The 18,152-nt window shown below is 49.1% G+C and carries 18 protein-coding genes and 1 pseudogene; 16 read left to right on the top strand and 3 right to left on the bottom strand.

Annotated features, from left to right (window positions below):
• Positions 1-383: 383 nt before the first annotated feature.
• Together HPY58_13300 and HPY58_13295 are read right to left on the bottom strand one after the other, a co-directional pair.
• A pseudogene (locus tag HPY58_13300) lies at positions 384-1,117 on the bottom strand (ATP-binding protein).
• Positions 1,105-1,533 (bottom strand): hypothetical protein, encoded by a 429-nt coding sequence (locus HPY58_13295; GenBank protein ID NPV30593.1) that lies wholly within the window; start codon positions 1,531-1,533, stop codon positions 1,105-1,107. The pseudogene HPY58_13300 and the gene HPY58_13295 overlap by 13 nt, the downstream one beginning before the upstream one ends.
• A gap of 120 nt (positions 1,534-1,653) precedes the next feature.
• Between HPY58_13295 and HPY58_13290 the strand changes: the two genes are divergently transcribed.
• Positions 1,654-1,905, top strand: coding sequence for a hypothetical protein (locus HPY58_13290; protein ID NPV30592.1), 252 nt, complete (start codon positions 1,654-1,656; stop codon positions 1,903-1,905).
• Between the two features lie 51 nt (positions 1,906-1,956).
• On the opposite strand, the gene HPY58_13285 is transcribed toward HPY58_13290, so the two are convergent.
• Complete coding sequence (locus HPY58_13285) at positions 1,957-2,181, bottom strand: helix-turn-helix domain-containing protein (protein ID NPV30591.1); 225 nt, start codon at positions 2,179-2,181, stop codon at positions 1,957-1,959.
• Positions 2,182-2,546: 365 nt separating this feature from the next.
• On the opposite strand from HPY58_13285, the gene HPY58_13280 reads away from it, so the two are divergent.
• From HPY58_13280 to HPY58_13210, 15 genes are all read left to right on the top strand, one after another.
• Positions 2,547-3,548 (top strand): C-terminal binding protein, encoded by a 1,002-nt coding sequence (locus HPY58_13280; GenBank protein ID NPV30590.1) that lies wholly within the window; start codon positions 2,547-2,549, stop codon positions 3,546-3,548.
• Between the two features lie 26 nt (positions 3,549-3,574).
• Entirely contained in the window at positions 3,575-4,840 is a 1,266-nt protein-coding gene (locus HPY58_13275) for a pyruvate carboxyltransferase (GenBank protein ID NPV30589.1), read from the top strand.
• A gap of 66 nt (positions 4,841-4,906) precedes the next feature.
• Complete coding sequence (locus HPY58_13270; protein NPV30588.1) at positions 4,907-6,163, top strand: aminopeptidase P family protein; 1,257 nt, start codon at positions 4,907-4,909, stop codon at positions 6,161-6,163.
• A gap of 104 nt (positions 6,164-6,267) precedes the next feature.
• Positions 6,268-6,549, top strand: a complete 282-nt coding sequence (locus HPY58_13265) for a hypothetical protein (GenBank protein ID NPV30587.1) — start codon at positions 6,268-6,270, stop codon at positions 6,547-6,549.
• 31 nt (positions 6,550-6,580) lie between these two features.
• Positions 6,581-7,606 carry an alcohol dehydrogenase catalytic domain-containing protein gene (locus HPY58_13260; protein ID NPV30586.1) on the top strand — a complete coding sequence of 342 codons (1,026 nt, stop codon included), beginning with the start codon at positions 6,581-6,583 and terminating at the stop codon, positions 7,604-7,606.
• A 34-nt stretch (positions 7,607-7,640) separates the two neighbouring features.
• On the top strand, positions 7,641-8,177 hold the full coding sequence (locus HPY58_13255) for a hypothetical protein (protein NPV30585.1): 537 nt from the start codon (positions 7,641-7,643) through the stop codon (positions 8,175-8,177).
• Positions 8,178-8,195: 18 nt separating this feature from the next.
• On the top strand, positions 8,196-8,975 hold the full coding sequence (locus HPY58_13250) for an SDR family oxidoreductase (protein ID NPV30584.1): 780 nt from the start codon (positions 8,196-8,198) through the stop codon (positions 8,973-8,975).
• 27 nt (positions 8,976-9,002) lie between these two features.
• Entirely contained in the window at positions 9,003-10,835 is a 1,833-nt protein-coding gene (locus HPY58_13245; GenBank protein NPV30583.1) for an aldehyde ferredoxin oxidoreductase family protein, read from the top strand.
• Entirely contained in the window at positions 10,822-11,250 is a 429-nt protein-coding gene (locus HPY58_13240) for a hypothetical protein (protein ID NPV30582.1), read from the top strand. Before HPY58_13245 ends, HPY58_13240 begins: the two co-directional genes overlap by 14 nt.
• 4 nt (positions 11,251-11,254) lie before the next feature.
• A complete protein-coding gene (locus HPY58_13235) occupies positions 11,255-12,151 on the top strand; it encodes an amidohydrolase family protein (protein ID NPV30581.1) in 897 nt (298 codons plus the stop codon).
• Between the two features lie 200 nt (positions 12,152-12,351).
• Positions 12,352-13,572 carry an aminopeptidase P family protein gene (locus HPY58_13230; GenBank protein NPV30580.1) on the top strand — a complete coding sequence of 407 codons (1,221 nt, stop codon included), beginning with the start codon at positions 12,352-12,354 and terminating at the stop codon, positions 13,570-13,572.
• Positions 13,573-13,589: 17 nt separating this feature from the next.
• Entirely contained in the window at positions 13,590-15,086 is a 1,497-nt protein-coding gene (locus HPY58_13225) for a sugar ABC transporter ATP-binding protein (GenBank protein ID NPV30579.1), read from the top strand.
• Positions 15,087-15,102: 16 nt separating this feature from the next.
• Positions 15,103-16,080, top strand: a complete 978-nt coding sequence (locus tag HPY58_13220; protein ID NPV30578.1) for an ABC transporter permease — start codon at positions 15,103-15,105, stop codon at positions 16,078-16,080.
• A gap of 200 nt (positions 16,081-16,280) precedes the next feature.
• On the top strand, positions 16,281-17,270 hold the full coding sequence (locus HPY58_13215; protein ID NPV30577.1) for a sugar ABC transporter substrate-binding protein: 990 nt from the start codon (positions 16,281-16,283) through the stop codon (positions 17,268-17,270).
• Positions 17,271-17,566: 296 nt separating this feature from the next.
• Positions 17,567-18,152, top strand: a 586-nt coding sequence (locus HPY58_13210; protein ID NPV30576.1) for an MFS transporter, incomplete at its 3' end; no start/stop codon positions are given.

The raw sequence follows: 18,152 nt of genomic DNA, 5'->3' as shown, positions 1-18,152 counted from the left end.
CACACAGGTCTGCTTAAGGGTTTTCTTTTTAAACCGTCCAGCGCGATTTTTGTGGAAAAAATACAACTTTAACGGATTTACCTATATGTTTTCAATATTGATTGCGATTTATGTTCAGATTAAACTGTGTTCAGAAATTACGAAGGCTAAATAACAATTTAATGTATTTAAACATCGTATTTTTGTCAAGGCCGACGTAAAAGTGATCCATTTCGGCCGATTTATTTTTGATCCACCCCCTACGATCTTGGGGTATGGTAGTGGTGTTAGTTTGATGTTGATCGCCTCCCGATTAGGACCATCTTGTGTTCACCAAGCGGAGGAGTTTGCAGGCCTGGAGAAGGCACCCGCAAGCCGGGACCCAGGTAGAGCCCGGAGGCCTTGCGCTCCCTCAAACGGTAGCTCTCGCCGCGGATTGTTGACCACATGGGCGTGGTGGAGGAGCCGGTCCAGGATGGCCGTCGCCACCACCGGATCGCCCAGGATGTCGCCCCACTTGCTGAAGGACTTGTTAGAGCGAGAATGATACTGGCCTTCTCGTAACGGGCGCTCACCACCTTAAAGAACAGGGTGGCGGCCGCAGGCGGAAAGGCTTCGTAACCGATCTCGTCGATGATCAGTACCTTTGGAGCCAGATACAGCCGCAGGCGCCGGCGTAGCCGGTTCTCCTGGTAGGTTGCGGTCAGGGCTGGATCATGCGGTGGGCCGAGGTGAAATACACCGAGTACCCCTGCTCCAGGGCGGCCAGTCCCAGGGCCACGGCCAGGTGGGTCTTGCCCACGCCCGGCGGCCCCAGAACAGCACGTTGGCCGCCTGGTGGACAAAGCCCAGGGTGGCCAGTTCCCGGATCTGGCGCTCATCTATGGAGGGCTGAAAGCCGAAATCAAAGTCGGTCAGGGTCACATTGCAAGGGAGGTTGGCCAGCCTGATGCGGGTGGCGAGATACCGCTATCCATTGCTCGGCCTGCTCGCTCGCAAGCAGGTTGCTCAAGAACTCCAAGTAGGTCACTTGCTGCCTGACCGCCGTCTCAGGGTGCCGCTCAAGGGCCGCCGCGGCGGCCGGCAGCCCGAGCTGTTCCAGAGACTTTTTCAGTTCGGCCGCGTTCACACCGGCCATTCTCCTACCAGCGCGTCGTATTCCTCCAGGGGCCGCACCTGGACCGCGGGCGCGGCCACCTGGTAGGCCATAGGGCCTTTTGGCCGCCGGGGTGCGGTTTTGGTAAGCCCCGCCCACTGGCCCGCCAGGGGCACCGTGGCCGGGCCCGTCACCCGACGATGGGAGGCCACCACTTGGCCGCGGTAGGAGAACTCCAGGTAGGCCTCCGACGGGTCGGATTTCCACCTCGCGGCCGGCCAGGTTTCAGGGCACGCTGTAGCTACGCCCTCGTAAGCCACGAACCCATCTCGCTGCACCCGGCGCCGCGCCACCAAGAAGGGGGCCAGGCGGGCCGGCTCCGGCAGGGGCTGCAGCTGCTCTTCTTGACGCAGGTCGCAGGGCCACTGCCCAGTGATACCGTGGAGCCTCTGGCCCACCTCCCGGCACCAAGCCAGGCCTGGCGGTTGAGGTCCTCCAGGTCAACAAATTCCCGGCCGGGCCGCAAAGCCTGCGCTTGATGGGCGAACGTCTGCGCCGGCCGTCCCATATGGCATCCGGTGCTCCTGGACCTGGCCAAGGTACTGGGCTTTCTGCCCGCAGTGTGCCGGCCCTACCGGGCCGAAACCAAGGGCAAGGTCGAATCGGGCATCAAGTACTCCCGGGACCTGTACGTGGAATTCGTGCTTGACGGCGCCCGTGGCGTCCTGGTACTTGCAGACCCCAAAGTTCACCTGAGCCAGGTCACCGGGCGGGCATCAAGAGCGCAGACAGGCGGCGGTTCTTTGGGCAGCCGCAAGCTCCGCACGTAGTTCTTCAGGATGCTCTTGCCACAGGTGTAGCCCTGCTCGCAAAAGCACTGCTCAGTTATCGATGCCCTTTTCCAAGACCAGGTGCTTGATCAGGGCCGCGTAGGGGTCCAACTTCGAGGGCCGCGGCGGAGCGGGCTTACGTTTCGGTATTTCCTCCGCGCGGAGGTATTTCCTGATGGTGTTCCTGGAATGGCCGGTCATCGCGGCAATCTTCCGGATGCTGTAACCTTGCGCTTTTAGCTCGAAGATATCCATGATCTGCCACCCCTTTAACAAGCTCTGTAGCACCTCCGGAACTGGGTCTCTCCGGAGGTCTAATTCGCCGGGGGTGGGTCAATTTCATTTCGGCCATCCTGGATCAGTTTATCATCGGCTGCGACTATTTAAACATCGAGGCCCCCGAAGCTGCCAGGTCCTCCCTTATAATAACATCTACTGGCGGCTTCTTTTTTGGCTGGAGAGCCTGTTTTTGTAACTTTTTGCGGGGAACCCGTCAGCAAGGCTAAATATCTTTTTGTCTTTTATTCACAGTAAATAAATCTTAGATTTGTACTTCTCAAACGATGCAGCCGGGAATGGTGAAGTTGTATTCTAAATTTGACGGATAACGCTAGTCAAGAAGGAGGTGGATTTGAATGTCAATGGAGTGTAGTTGTTGCAATAAAAAAAAATATAAAGTTGTTATTACAGATCACCCGTTTCCTACAGAAGAAATTGAGATCAACATGCTGGGCAAAGTCGGAGCTTTCCCTGTATTTTTAAAAGATGTCAGTGAAGATACAATTATTGAAAACGCAAAAGATGCGGATGCGATCATGGTTACATATGCGCCTATAACTAAAAAAGTGATTTCTGCGCTCACCAAGTGCAAGATTATTTCCCGTTATGGTATTGGTGTTGACAATATCGACATTGCAGAAGCGACCTTGAAAGGCATTAAGGTAACAAATGTACCCGACTACTGCATTGACGAAGTTGCAGACCACAGCATAGCCCTTCTTCTCGCGGCCATACGAAAGATCCCTCAACTCAACAATTGCGTCAAACAAGGTAACTGGGACTACCGCAGCTTTATTCCAATGCCCCGTTTATGCGGAAAGGTTCTGGGAGTAATTGGCTATGGAAAAATCGGAAGAAATGTCGCAAAAAAGGCAAAGGTTTTTGGGCTCAGGATTCTTGCCTACGACCCGTATGCCGCAAACAAAAACAATGGAGCTGACGAACTTGTACCACTGGATGTACTGCTGAAAGAGTCCGATTTTATTTCGATTCATTGCCCGCTCACAGTAGGTACCGCAAAGCTGATCAATGCAGAAACGATCAAACTGATGAAGCCGGGTGTGTATATCGTTAACACCGCGCGGGGCGGTGTCATCGATGAAGAAGCTTTGGTGGAGGCGTTGAAAAACGGGCGGATAGCCGGTGCTGCACTCGATGTGGTAGTAGACGAAAAAGATAAAAGCCGTGAACTGATTGGCTTGCCCAACGTCATCTGTACCCCTCACAGCGCGTTTTACTCCGAGGAAGCAGTTCAAGAACTTCAGATCAGGGCAACAGAAGAGGTAATTTACGCTCTCAAGAATGAACCGCAGCGATCTCTTGTGAACCCGGAGGTTTTATGCTCCCGTAAAAGTTGTAAGTGAAATTTTAGGAAAGGAGCCTTATTGAGATGAGTTGCGTTACCAAAAGCTGCAACAAAAAGTCTTATCGAAGTGGGAAATGGTTTGTTAGTGACTGGAACTTTAGCCCGGAGGCGACCTCATCTTTCAATTTTGCAGAAAATATCGTCTTGCATGATGTTACCTTACGTGACGGAGAGCAGCAGGCGGGGGTATGTTTTAAAAAGGACGAGAAGATCAGGATTGCAGATGCTTTAGTTGAGGCCGGAATCAAGCGCATTGAAGCAGGTATGCCGGCTGTTTCTCGCTACGATGCAGAAGCGATTACGGAAATAGTTAAGCGCCACCCCGATGCCGAGATTTTTGCATTTGCGCGGTGCATGAAGCAGGATGTCAAGAGAGCGGCGGACTGTGGAGTCAAAGGCATAGTGGTCGAGATACCCGCCAGCGAACACGTTATTAAAGTTGCCTACCAGTGGCCGCTTGAAAAGGCTATCGATCTATCTATCGAGGCAACTGCATACGCAAAAGAACTTGGCCTCTATACCGTTTTCTTTCCAATTGATGGAACCCGGAGCAGCCTTGACTGGTTCCTTGAAATTGTTACAAGGGTGGCGCGCGAAGGCCACATGGACGCTCTGGTGCTTGTAGATACTTTTGGCGTCTGTTCCCCCCACGGGATTGCCGAATTTGTTCGCGGTGTTAAAAGTAGAATTGACAAGCCTCTCGAGGCGCACTTTCATAACGATTTTGGACTGGCAGTGGCAAATACACTGGTCGCTTTGGCTGCAGGGGTAGATGTTGCGCACGTGACAGTAGGCGGAATCGGAGAAAGAGCCGGAAACTGCAATCTCGAGGAACTCGTGTTAGGGCTCCTGGCGCTGTACGGGCAGGAACTGCCGATCGACTATTCTAAATTATGTTCCCTTGCCGAGCTGGTATACGGGTTAGCGGGCATCCCTATGCGGGGAAACCAGCCGGTGGTCGGTCCCAGGCTGTACAACATTGAATCAGGCATCATTACGAGCTGGTGGGAAAACAGCAAAAAGGTAGATCCCTTAGAGGTTGTTCCCTTCCACTGGGATGTGGTTGGTCAGAATGAGCCACGGGTCGTACTCGGAAAGAAGAGCGGTCTCGATTCGATCCGTGTGTATCTCCAAAAGATGGGGCGGGCTGATCTTGCAGAGAAGCTCGATGACGATAAGATTTTAGAAATTTTAATGGAAGTCAAGGAGCGCAGCATTCAAACAAAGAAACTTATTTCATTCGAAGAATTTGTGGAAATTTTGCATAGCTTTAACATTTTGCAAGCATAAGACATCTTGGGCTGAAAGGGGACTGAAAAAGCAGTGTGTGGCGAGTTTCCGAGTCTTGATAGAAAGATGGACCTGAGCTTCATCGGAAGGCCGCATGAATACCTAGTGCGAAGGGTATATCCGATCACCGCTACCGATTGGCAGGAGCGAATCAATTTTGAAAGAATGAGAAAGGCCCGGCTGGCCCGTGCCAAGGCGATGATGGAAAAACACGACCTGGGTGCACTTGTACTTTTTGTAGGCGAAAACGTCAGATATGTCACAGGGGTCTGGCAGGGATACTGGAAGAACAACATCTTCATCAGGTACTGTGTCCTGCCGCGCGGCGGTGAGCCAATCCTTTTTGAGACGGCCGGTTCCGACCTGGAAAATGCAAAAATCGATGCACCCTGGTTAGAAGGTCGTATCCGGCCCGCCATTACCTGGAAATGGGCCGAAGGCGCCGAGGCTTGGATGGCAAGCAGGATGGCGCAAGGAATTTATGACGTGCTGAAAGAAGCTGGCGTTGAGAAAGAGCGCATCGGAATTGACAGCTCTGATATGACTGCAATCGAAGCGCTGCGGGCCCTCGGCCTCAATCTGGTCAACGCCTGGCCGGCAATGTCGGAAGCACGTGTTGTGAAAACTCCGGATGAAATTGAGTGTTTGAAGATTTCTTCTGCATATGCAGATGCTGCAATGTGGCGGGCTATGTACGAATGGGCCAAACCAGGCGTTAAAGAATCTTATCTCTGCGCCAAGATTAATGAATACCTTTATGAAGAAGGATTTGAGTTCGTATATGATGCCATTGTAGCTTCAGGGGGGCATACCAGCCCGTACCGGAGATGGCATACAGATAAAGTAATTCGCCAGGGCGACCTGGTCATCATAGATATCAATGCAATTGGGCCTCAAGGATACTTTGTGGACTTCGTCCGCTGCTTCAAGGTAGCGGGGAAGCCTACCCAGCTTGAGAAGGATCTTTATAAAGAATGTTACGACTCTCTGTATGCTGCTATTGAAGCCATAAAGCCTGGAGTGCCGACTTCAGAAGTTGCCGCGAAATTCCCTTATTACGCCGATGATGAATACAAGACCGTGACCTTGCAGCAATTTGCCCATAGTATTGGTCTGTCGCTGTATGAGGGTATGTGGATTTCGCGTGCTTACTCCCTCGAATATCCTGCTGAAATTAAGCAGAATATGTGCTTTGCGGTTGAGACATTCGCAGGTCATCCGAGACTTGAACAGACGGTCCGTCTCGAGGAAAATCTCGTTGTGACAGATAACGGCGTAGAGTTATTAACACGCTGCCCGCATCCGGAGGAATTCTTTAGTTAATAAAAAATGGGAGGGTACTGGTGAAGTCCATCCGAATATCCCCCCTCGAGTCCACAACTGGTGCCCTCCTTATTTTTAAAAAATTTTAAAGCGAGTGTTGGTATTTGGAAGGAAATATAAGGGTCTATATAATTGGAGTTTTTGGCAATCCGATTCAGTATATTTACCCGCTTAAGAGCAAACAGGAACAGGTTTCCATCGCAACTATCTTAAAGAGCGCTTGCGAGAGTCATCGTGTAAGTTACTCTGAGATTCTTCAAGGGGTTAAGGGAGGACAGTTTGTCATCCTTGCGTCTGGATATTCCGTTACTGATGCCCAGCTTGAAGTAAAAACTGTCCGTGATGGAGACGAGATCCTTGTAACGGTCTTACCCATCGGAGGTTAGTTATAGAATCCGCATTAGGAGGGAAGAAAAAATGAGGGCCATGGTGCTCGAGGAATACGGAAAGCCTCTGGTGCTTTGGGATAAGCCCTATCCAAAACCGGGTTGGGGCGAAGTGACCATTAAAGTTGAAGCATGCGGCATGTGCGGTACGGACATAAAAATTGCAGCCGGAAAGCTTCCGGGGACAAGAGTGCCTGTAACGATGGGTCATGAACCTGCGGGAGTTGTTTGCGAGGTCGGCCCCGGTGTTACCAGACTAAAAGAGGGAGATAAGGTTATTGCTCACTTTTATGTTACTTGCGGAAAATGCGAATATTGCAGAAGCAACCGGGAAAGCATCTGTCGTGACCTCATAGGGAGAGTTGGTTTTGAGGTAGATGGAGGCTATGCGGAATACCTGAGGCTGCCCGAAACAAGCTTTCTGAAATTTCCCGACAATTTAAACTTTGAAGAAGCTTCATTGTTGGGGGATGCCATTGGGACTTCATATCATGCCCTTAAAACCCGCGGTCGTATGGAACCCGGTGATTATGTCCTGATTATGGGGGTCGGCGGCGTTGGGTTGCACACTGTTCAGGTTGCAAAGGCACTGGGCGGCCGGGTTGTCGGTGTCGATATTGACGAAGAGAAGCTTGAGGTTGCCCGGCAGCATGGATGCGATTATACGATCCTTTATGACAGAGATACGTATGTTGATAAGGCGAGGGAAATAGCGGCATCAAGTTACGGTTATGCTGTGATTGTTGAAACGGTCGGCACCCCAGACACCATGGAAAGAAATATTAAGCTGCTCCGTCCGGGCGGCCGTCTCTGTATCGTTGGATATCTTCCCGGGAGCACTTTTCCTGTTGATCCCCTCATGTCTTTACTTGATGAGATTGAAATTCTCGGATCCCGGGCTTGCTCTAAAAACGATCTGGAAGCTGTTATGAAATTAATTGAAATGGGCAAGATTGCTCCTCTTGTCACGCGCCGTTTTGCCCTCGAAGAGGTAAATGAAGCCATGCGCATCTTGAAAGAAGAAAAAATTATCGGGCGTGCAGTTGTGATTCCGTAAAGTGAATCTTAAAGAAAGAAAGGGGGAAAAACTAATGAGCGTTTTTGAAACCGTGAAAAGCAGGTATAGTGTCCGTGATTTTGACAGTCCGTGCGAGATCAGTGAAGCCCAGGTTCAGCAGCTGCTGGAGGCCGTTCAGGCTGCGCCTTCGGCAATGAATAGTCAGCCCTGGTCTGTGGTAGTTGTGCGGGAGCAAGAAACGAAACAAAAAATTGCAAGTGCTTTTCCCGGCAACCCAGCTGCAAAGGGGATTCTTTCAGCGGGGGTAGTTCTTGTTGCGTGCCGCGATCGAAGCGCTGGCTTTGTAAAAGATAATATCGACTACAGTCTTGTAGATATGGGCATTGCCTTCCAGCAAATGGTGCTTGTTGCCTGGGAAATGGGCCTGGGTACTTGCTGGGTATGCGGGGGGGAGCTTAAAAAGGTTGCCGAAGTGTTAGGAGTGCCGGAAACACACGATGTAATTGCAGTTTTTCCCATTGGCAAACGGCAAGATGTTCAAGCCAGGACAAAAAACCGCAAAGATCTCGCTGCTTTTACGCACAAAGAGCGCTGGTGTGGCGGCAGGTAGATTAAGGAGGACTTGACTGTGAGAGAACAGGCAGGTATAGTGAGTAAATTTGATTTTTCAAATCAAAACGTTGTTGTGACCGGCGCCGGCCAGGGGATAGGTAAAGGAGTAGTTATGGCGTTCCTTGAGCAGAAAGCCCGGGCAGTTGCCTTGGATCGCGACAGGGGCTTACTTGCACAACTTCGAGAGACTGCCGCCTCCTATGATTCCAAATTGGTAACATATCATGCAGATGTTACGGATGCGAAGCAGATTGCCGAAATTTTCAGCGATATTGATAAGAAGTATGGAGGCGTCAATATTTTAGTTAACTGTGCAGGTGTAAATTTGCACAAGCCAGCTTTAGAAATAACTCCAGAAGAGTGGGATTTTGTTCACGACGTGAACCTCAAAGGAACCTTTTTATGTTGCCAGGCTGCAGCACGCTCGATGGCAAACAATAAGAAGGGTCGAATCATTAACATTGCTTCTACGTTTGCTGTGGGTGGCTTTCCGTATCGCAGCGCCTATTGTTCCAGTAAGGGCGGAGTGGTTCTGCTCACAAAGACCCTTGCCTGGGAGTGGGCGGAATACGGGATTACGGTTAATGCGGTAGCACCTGCAGCGGTCAGAACCCCTGCAAGAGCACAACTTTTCTCCGATGATAAATTTGTTGCGGGACTGCTTTCAAAGCTTGCTATCAAGCGGTTGGCCGAGGTTGATGATGTGGTGGGCTCCATCATGTTCCTGGCAAGTGACTTGGCTGATTACATTACCGGACACGTTCTTCTTGTAGATGGAGGCTGGACGGCGATCTAGCCCTTAATTGAGGTGAAGGTGAAATTTATGAAGGGTTACGCAGGAAAAATCTTGTTTGTAAATTTAACGGACAGTTCTTTCCGGAGTGAACCTGTCCCTCCTGACTGGGGACCCCTTTTTATAGGTGGCAGGGGATTGGGCATCAGGTTGCTTTTAGATAATTTAAAACCTGGTACCGATCCCCTTTCCCCAGAAAATGTCTTGATACTTGCAACAGGACCCTTAACAGGCACATTGGCGCCTTGTACAGGCAAGTATGTTGTGTTCTCAAAATCACCTCTTACGGGTGGGGTTTTGGAAAGTTATTCAAGCGGGGAACTTGCCGTACAGCTCAAGCTGGCTGGTTACGATGCTCTGGTCATTACGGGAAAGTGCCCCGAACTTTCCGTTTTGTGGATTGAAGATGATCGTGTCACTGTGCGCCCTGTCCCGGAATTAAAAGGCAAAGGGTGTTTTGAGAGCGAGACCTATCTGCGCCAGAACGTGGGTTTTGAAGCTGGCGTTGCAGTGATTGGGCCTGCCGGGGAAAACATGGTCAAGTATGCTTCGATTGGAAGCGACTATTTCCGCCAGGCTGCACGTGGCGGAGGTGGTGCTGTTTTTGGAAGTAAAAACCTGAAGGGAATCGTTGTAAGAGGAACGGGTCGCATCGAAGTAGCGGATTGGAAAAACCTAGTTGCTAAATATTCTGAGGATGTACGGCGAGCGTTTGAGAGCAGGCTAGCGACGGCAAGAAAAAAGTATGGAACACCCCTTACACTAGACATAACAAACGCCTCGGGCATGCTCCCAACATTGAATTTCCAGCACGGTACTATGGAAGAAGCGCGCGGAAATTTAGATGCCGAGGCCGTCCGAAAACTGGTTGTTAAAGACCGGGGATGTTATTGCTGCATGACCCCCTGCAGCAAATTTATCAAATTTCAGGCTGCCGCAGAACAGAAGTGTCTGGAAGGCCCGGAGTATGAAACACTTGGCATGATAGGCAGCAATTTGGGCATTTCAGACTTATCTGCAGTCGGCGATTTAAACCTGGCTTGTGACGATTTGGGCATGGATACTATCTCAGCCGGTGCTGTCTTAGGTTTTATTATGGAGTGTATCGATCGGGGTTATCTATCTGAAGATGAAGTCGGGTATGAAATTCGCTTCGGAAAAAAGAAGGATTTGATCCCATTTTTAAACGCTATCGCAAATCGCACCGGCTACGGGAACCAGGCAGCAGAAGGTGTTCGGTACCTGGCAGAATGCATCGGGTCGAAGTCGGTTGATTTTGCAATGCATGTCAAGGGTTTGGAGTTTCCTGCTTACGACCCACGTGCCGGATTTGGAGCCGGACTTGCATATGCTGTATCTCCGCGCGGCGCCTGTCATCGCCGGGCCTGGCCGCCTGCAATTGAGATTATCGGTGGAATTGACAGGTTTTCTTATGAGGGAAAGGCCGAACTGGTTAAAAAGATGTTTGATGAAAACAATTTCCTTCATTCGTTGCTGGTTTGCGATTTCCCTGCGAAATTTATTCCGCTGACTGTAGAAGATTACCTGAAATATTTTTACTACGTTGTTGGCAGTGAGATTGAGAATTTTACGCTTAGCGAATTCGGAGACCGCATTGAAGCCATGTTCCGTGTTTTTAACATCCGGGAAGGATTTACCAGCGTGGACGATACATTGCCTGAGCGCATTCTAAATGAGGGCCTGAAGTCCGGTGCCGCAAAGGGGAAGTATATTACAAAAGATGGCTTAAATATGATGATCCAGGAATATTACGAGCTGCGCGGCTGGGATCACGAAGGGCGTCCTACTGCTGAAACACTTGCTCGTTTGAAAATTGACAAAGAACTAAATGCCGGAGAGTGAGGAGCAGATGAGAAAATATCTGAGGATAGACCGCAAGGCTTGTGTGGGATGTAGGACGTGTCAGGTGACATGCAGTTTAGCTAAAGCTGGATTCATTTCGCAAGGGGAAAGCGCCGTTCAGTTCGAATGGAAAGATATGCGGCAGGCGAAGTGGCGCATTGCTGTTTGCCTCCAGTGCAGGAATGCAAAGTGTGTGGATGCCTGCCCAAGCGAGGCTTTATATAGGAACGAGATGGGTGTCGTTTGTCTGGATAAAGCAAAATGTACCTGCTGTGGCGACTGCGTAAGAGCATGTAATTTTAAGGCAATTAAAACTGGCCTGGACGGTTACCCGGTGAAGTGCGACCTCTGTCACGGAAAAACATACTGTGTCAATACCTGCCCTGTGCATGCCATTAAAGCTATCGAGGAGTGATCAAATGCTGCACGCAGTAGATCTTCATACTCATATTATACCGATCGATTTTATTGAAACCGCCCTCAAAAACCCAAACAAATTCACAGTTAAAATAAACGCCGAAAAGAAAGAAGAAGGATGCTTTGTTTTACATCACGATCAGGGGTATGTGTATGAAGTTACACCTCCGTTTTATAACCTGCAAGCCCGGCTCCTGGAGATGGAGAGAAGAAATCTGACGCATGAGGTATTATCCGTTTCCCCAACACTCTTTTATTACTGGAGCGATCTGGGGACCGCCCGGGAAGTAGCACGGCTTTGTAATGATGCCCTGGAGAAGTGGGTTCAGGCAAGACCCGGCCAATTCAAAGTCTTCGGGACAGTTCCCATGCAGGACTGCAAGAGCGCAGTTTCAGAGTTGGAATACCTGATGTCAAGGCCGGGATTCGTGGGTGTTGAAATCGGCGGAGTCATCGAAGGCACACCAATTGCAGATCCGTCATATTTGCCCTTTTTCGAGGCAGCAGAAGCCCTTGGCGCGGTCATTTTCATTCACCCGTATTTTGTGGGGCCCCGTCCCGGCCTTGAGCGTCACTACCTGACAAACCTGATCGGCAACCCCCTTGAGTCGAGCATTGCAATTGGTTTGTTGATTCTGGAGGGCGTTTTTCAAAAGTATCCGAAGCTCAAGGTGCTAGCTGCACACGGGGGAGGGTATTTACCCTACGGGATCGGGCGGATTGATCATGGGTACCGCGTGCGAAAAGAAACGGGCCCGGATCTTGAGGCCTGTCCTTCCATCTTTCTCGGAACCAATGTTTATTGTGACTGCATCACTCATGATCCAAAGGCACTGGTTTATCTTAAAAATAAGCTAGGTGTGGGCAAAGTACTCCCTCGGCTCCGATTATCCTTTTGACATGGGCCTCGACGACCCTGTGGGTTTTGTCAAAGAAAACCCGGAGTTAACCGAACAGGAGAAAGAGGCCATCTTATTCAGAAACTCGGAACGGCTCGGCCTTGTTTAAGAAACTTATTTCTGTCAAGCGCAGTTCACCACAAAAAAATCAGATTTGTTGAAACAGCTCAAGCTATCAGTTGGTATTGGGAGGTATTGGGATGAACATCTGGGCAAGAGGCCCCATGCAGGCCGATTTTGAGGAACGCATCGATTTTAACAAAATGCGCGCCAAACGCTGTGAAAAGGTCCGCCAGGTTATGGAGCAAGAAGGGATAGATGCCCTTTTCCTCTGGAGGGACGAGAACGTCAGGTATCTCACCTCTTTACGAGTCCTGATGCTCCAGTTTCGCTCTTCCACAACATACGGCGTTTTGATTACAAAGGATGCGGGTCCCATCCTTTTCATGAGCAGCGCCGAAGTTGTCAGGGCTAAAGAAGTTATGCCCTGGATCGAGGAATTTTACTCGATCCCCATTATGGACGAAGAGGGCTTGGTAGAACGGGTTGTTGTCGACAAAGTTGTGCCCCTGTTCAAAAAATATGGGATTGAACAAGGAAGAGTAGGGGTTGACTGCCTTACATTTGCCCAGAGGAAGGCCTTTGAAAAATTTCTGCCCAACGTTGAATGGGTGGACGGACAGATGCCTATCCAGCGCGCCAGAATGAAAAAACTTCCGGAGGAAGTGGCAATTATCGCCGAAGCCACTGCCATTGCAGATGCCGTTACTCAGACCGCTATTGAAGCCGTTAGGCCCGGCGTTAGAGAGTGTGAAGTTGCAGGTGAGGCGATGCGGACAATGTACCGCCTTGGAGCAGAGTTCGGCCACACCGCTGTCCCTTTCGTCGCCTCAGGCGAACGCATGGCACCACCGACCCGTTTTAACACCGACAAGTTAATCCGAAACGGTGATATTGTCTTCATTGACATTGGGGCATTTTGGAACGGTATGTTCAGCGATATCGGCAGGACGGTTATCTGCGGGAAGCCCCATCCCCAGCAAAAGCGGGTTTACCGGACTGTTTATGAGGCCTTAATGAAAGGAATTGAGGTAATGCGCCCCGGAACTAGGTGTTCGGAGGTAGCAAACATCTTTAAAAAGGTTGCAGGCAAATACGGCTTGGAGAACTCCTTCATAGACCTGTTTATAGGCCATGGTGTAGGGTGCGCTCCGGCCGAACCGCCATTCCTCGGGGAAACCCAGCCAGGTGCCGAAGATACGGTGCTTGAAGAGGGTATGGTACTTGCCATGGAACCGCTCATCTGGATTCCTGACATTCCCGGAGGTGCCGGAGTGAGAATCGAAGATTTGATTTACATCAGCTCCGAAGGCCCTGTTGTCTTATCACGGGTTGGCTATGATGAAAAACTTCTGGATTAAGTTTTAGGAGGTTTCTAATGGTGGGCGAAGCTTGTAACTTGGTTGAAGCCCGTGGTATCACAAAAGTTTTTCCCGGTGTAAAAGCACTGACGGATGTTGATTTTGAACTTAGAGCGGGCGAGGTAATGGCCCTTGTGGGTGAAAACGGAGCTGGAAAATCTACTCTCATTAAGATCATTACAGGGGTATATACACCTGACGCCGGTAGTCTTTTTGTGAATGGCGCTGAAGTTAAGCAGTTTAGTCCCTCAATTGCAAAAAAAATGGGTATAGGAACAGTATTTCAGGAGTTGAGTTTGGTTCGAGATTTGACTGTTGAAGAAAACATTTTCTTAGGAAGCGAGTTTTCGCATCTTGGAATTCTCGACCACAAAAAAAGGCATCAAGAGGCTCTCAGATATTTGGAATACATTGGTGCCAAGATTGATCCGAGGGAAAAGGTTGCAAACTTGAGTGCCGCCCAACAACAGTTTGTTGAGATCGCTAAGGCCCTTTCTCAGGAGCCATCGATTCTTATCCTTGATGAGCCGACTGACCGCTTATTTAGTGAAGAGGAAATGCTTTTATTCGATCTCCTGAAGCGCATGAAAGCCGAGGGTAAGGGAATCATCTACATTACGCATAAGCTGGAGGAAATTCCTTTAATTGCGGATCGGGTAACAGTACTCCGCGACGGTAAAAAGGTAGGAGTTAGAAATGCTTCTGAGATTACCCAGGACGAAATGATCAAAATGATGACCGGACGTGAGCTTGATGTGCTCTTCCCCAAAGAAGAGATTCAGATTGGTAAAGAGGTTTTGAGGGTCGAAAATCTTTGTGTGGGTGAACGTTTAAAAGATATTAGTTTCAGCGTTCGTGAGGGCGAAATTCTGGCTGTGATGGGCCTGGTAGGGGCCGGAAGATCTATTTTGGCAAAAACACTGGCCGGCGGGATACGCTATACCTCAGGGAAGATCTCTTTTATGGGCAATCCCGTTGAGATCACCTCCCCTATAGTTGCCAAGGGTTTGGGAATTGCTTTTGCTCCCGAGGACCGCCGGAGCCTGAGTGTTATTTTACAGCGCTCCGTCAAGGAGAATATTTTGACACCTTCGTTGCGCTCCTGGTTTCTCAAACACCGGGATTTAGACCATACCGCTTGGGAGTACGTGCGCAGGCTCAATATCCGTACGCCGTCGATTTTTACCAGACTGGCTAACCTGAGCGGGGGGAATCAGCAGAAAGTCGTGATTGCCCGTTGGCTGTGTTCCCAATCCAAACTATTTATCTTTGATGAGCCGACCCAGGGTATTGACGTTGGGAGCAAGGCCGAAATTTACGGCTTTATCGGAGAACTGGCCAAGGCGGGGGCCGCGATTATCCTAATTTCGTCCGATATGAAGGAAATTGTTGGTTTGGCGGACAGAGTGATCGTGATGTATAAGGGGACTATTACGAGCGAATTTGAACGCAAAGATTTTGATGAACAAAAAATTCTTTCTGCTGCTTTTGGAATTCAAGCAAAAGCGAGTTAGGAGGTTTGGTTTCTTTATGGAAAGCACGTTGCAAAAAGTACAAAATACACCCACTTTTACCTTTTTGCGAAGAATCGACTGGGGTGAGCTTGGCGTACCGATAGCTGTAATTTTGCTCTGCATTATATTCAGTTTCATTTCACCTAATTTTTTGACCTTCGACAATCTTGCAAATGTTGGTCGGCAAAGTGCAGCATTAGCTCTCGTGGCTTGGGGTATGACTCTAATCATTATCAGCGCGGGCATCGACCTTTCTGCAGGTTCAGTTGTCGCTTTTGTGAGCGTAGTCACGGCTACAGTTATAAAAAGCAACGGGGCTGCTGCTGGGATTTTGGCGGGCTTAGTTATAGGGACCCTTTTTGGACTTCTCAACGGCGTCTTGATTGCTAAAGTTAAACTTCCACCGTTTGTTGTAACACTTGGAACAATGTCTATTGCGCGTGGTGCGGCACTTACCTATACAGGAGGGGTCCCGGTTTTTGGTCTTAATTCGAAATTTTTTGCCTGGTTGGGAAGCGGTAATCTAATTGGTATTCCGGTCATAATACTTATTGCATTCCTCGGTCTGGTTGTGACTTACGTAATATTAAGGTACACCAAATTTGGGGTTTATACTTATGCCATTGGTGGGAATGAAACGGCAGCTTACTGGGCCGGGATTCCTGTCGACAAGTATAAGGTTTTGATTTATACCTACGGAGGCTTTTTAACCGGCTTAGGAGGAGTGCTATTAGCGGCAAGAGTGAACTCCGGCCAGCCACTGCTCGGTACAGGTCTTGAACTCCAGGCTATTGCAGCTGTCTGTATTGGTGGAACATCTCTCTTTGGTGGACAAGGCAGTATTATTGGAACTTTGTTCGGTGTTATCCTTATCGGTGTGCTTAATAATGCTCTCAACCTATTGGGGATTTCGAGCTTTGTTCAGCAGATCATTATCGGAATCACGATCATCATTGCCGTTCTGGTTAGCATTCTTCGTTCTCGCCAATATTAAAAATTGAGTGATTTTACCGCGGCGGAACGTGATGTAATTATATTTAGAGAAAAGGAGGGGGGATGTTAACGCAAGTTTTTGAGAGCAGAAGTAGCTTTCTACTACCTCAATTTATCTAAAGATTTTTTAGGAGGGAAAACATGTTAGGACGTCGAGCAAAACATTTAATCAGGTGCCTCTCGTATTTAGCTTTGTGCGGGGTGCTAACGTTTACCTTATTTGGATGTGGACAGTCAACGTCTGAAACGGGAGCAGATGGTAAGTCTAAGAAAAAAGTTACCATTGGTGTATTTATTTCAAATGCCGGCGATCCTTATTTCCAAAACAAGTCGTACGGGTATATCGAAGCCAAGAATATCCTGGAAAGCAGGTATCCGGATTATGAGATCAATGTTGAACTGTATGACGCCGGAGGCTACGAATACTCTGAGAAGCAAATCTCCCAAATTGAAGATGCAATCGAGCGCAAAATTGATGCCATCGTAATCACGGCAACCAACCGGGAAGCGCTCAAGCCTGTAATTGACAGGGCAATGGAAGCAGGCATTCCTGTTGTGAATGATGATGTTTTGGTTAAAACCAAGACGACAATTGAAATAAGTGAAAACAGCTATCATGTTGGCCAGGCTGTTGCAGATTTTATCGCGAGAAGATTAAATGGAAAAGGCAACATAGTAATGTTAAAGGGTCCTGCTGGCGCCGACCTCTTTATGGAAAGGGCGCGGGGGGCTCATGACGAGTTCGCGCGGTACCCCGGCATAAAAATCATTGCCGAGCAGTGGCATCCCCAGAACATGGTAGAGGCAAGACGCGTTATGGAAGATTTCATTCAGGCTCACGGGAAAAACATCAACGGTGTTTTTGCCGGGGGCGCGGTGGCTGCTATGGCAGCGGCGGATGCTCTGAAAGCGGCCGGATTTAAGCCGGGTGAAGTTGTTATTGCCTCGGTGGATATCCATGAGGAAAACTTAAAGTATCTGCGGGAAGGATGGATTACAGGCTTAGTACCCTGCCAGCCGATTAAGCTGGCGCGATTGGCTGTTACATATGCATTTAAGGCCGCGATTGGTGAAGAGGTGCCTAAAAAAATTTACACTACTGACGAGTTTGCAGTAGATAAGGAGGGGTTAGAACACTTTGATTTATCCGACTGTATGGCTCCTGCGGATTGGAAGCCCCCGCTACGATAATTTGTCAAAACTATACGCTAATTGTTAAAGTTAAAAGCAAAAGGGTTTCTCCTCCCTTATTGTCACTTATCAGAAGAAAGGATCATTAAAGCGTTGGAATGTTTGCTAAATCTGCCGTCATCGGAGCAGGATTTAGAATTGGCGGTGCAAAGAGCACAAGAGCGTTGGTGGATAAATTTAGCAAATCAATAAGACTTCAGGAGGGCAATTGAATCAAAAATAATATAACTAGCCCTTGGCTGGCAAGTGCAATTGCTCCAAGGGCTTTCTTTGTAATCGGATTAGGGAGGGCTGCAATGCTCAGCAAAAAGGTGCTCCTTTTAGTTAGTTTAGTTGCCTTCAGTCATTTTGCCTGTGATTTTTGCCAGGGATCGTTGGGGCTCGTCATTCCTCTCTTGAAGGAGGAGATGGATCTCGATTATTTTACCGCAAGCCTTGTTGTTTTTCTTTACGACCTGGGGTTGGCAGTTTTTCCGGTTGTGCTTGGTGCAATCAGTGATCGTCTTTCAAATAACTTGTTGTTGCCGATTGGTTGTTTTCTTTCAGGAATTGGCCTCATCCTTACGAGCATCTCCAGCAGTCTTGGCGGAGTCTTTTTGGGAGTAATTTTAGCTGGCATTGGTTTATCGGCCGCTCATTCGGAAGGCGCCAAGCAAACTTACCTCATTGGAAACGCCCGGCCGGGTTTAAGCATGTCCCTCTTTGCTTTGGGGGGTAATGCGGGGTTTAGCATCGCTCCAATTGCAGCAGGTCTTGTTGCGGTAAACCTCGGAAGGCCGGGATTTATCTCTATGACAATTCCGGCATTTCTTGGGGGGATTTTATTGTTTTCCCTTGCGCAAATGTTTAGAAAACACGCGGATAACAGTGCGACGGACAACA

The organism is Bacillota bacterium (assembly GCA_013177945.1).
Classification (GTDB): Bacteria; Bacillota; DSM-12270; order Thermacetogeniales; family Thermacetogeniaceae; genus Ch130.
The sequence above is the reverse complement of the archived record's forward strand: the minus strand, read 5'-3'. Positions and strand labels throughout refer to the sequence as shown.

What these genes read in the sequence shown, in the direction of transcription:
- HPY58_13280 (NPV30590.1), top strand. Translation starts at nt 2,547, where the DNA reads ATGGAGTGTAGTTGTTGCAATAAAAAAAAATATAAAGTTGTTATTACA.
- HPY58_13275 (NPV30589.1), top strand. Translation starts at nt 3,575, where the DNA reads ATGAGTTGCGTTACCAAAAGCTGCAACAAAAAGTCTTATCGAAGTGGG.
- HPY58_13270 (NPV30588.1), top strand. Translation starts at nt 4,907, where the DNA reads ATGGACCTGAGCTTCATCGGAAGGCCGCATGAATACCTAGTGCGAAGG.
- HPY58_13260 (NPV30586.1), top strand. Translation starts at nt 6,581, where the DNA reads ATGAGGGCCATGGTGCTCGAGGAATACGGAAAGCCTCTGGTGCTTTGG.
- HPY58_13255 (NPV30585.1), top strand. Translation starts at nt 7,641, where the DNA reads ATGAGCGTTTTTGAAACCGTGAAAAGCAGGTATAGTGTCCGTGATTTT.
- HPY58_13245 (NPV30583.1), top strand. Translation starts at nt 9,003, where the DNA reads ATGAAGGGTTACGCAGGAAAAATCTTGTTTGTAAATTTAACGGACAGT.
- HPY58_13240 (NPV30582.1), top strand. Translation starts at nt 10,822, where the DNA reads ATGCCGGAGAGTGAGGAGCAGATGAGAAAATATCTGAGGATAGACCGC.
- HPY58_13235 (NPV30581.1), top strand. Translation starts at nt 11,255, where the DNA reads ATGCTGCACGCAGTAGATCTTCATACTCATATTATACCGATCGATTTT.
- HPY58_13230 (NPV30580.1), top strand. Translation starts at nt 12,352, where the DNA reads ATGAACATCTGGGCAAGAGGCCCCATGCAGGCCGATTTTGAGGAACGC.
- HPY58_13225 (NPV30579.1), top strand. Translation starts at nt 13,590, where the DNA reads ATGGTGGGCGAAGCTTGTAACTTGGTTGAAGCCCGTGGTATCACAAAA.
- HPY58_13220 (NPV30578.1), top strand. Translation starts at nt 15,103, where the DNA reads ATGGAAAGCACGTTGCAAAAAGTACAAAATACACCCACTTTTACCTTT.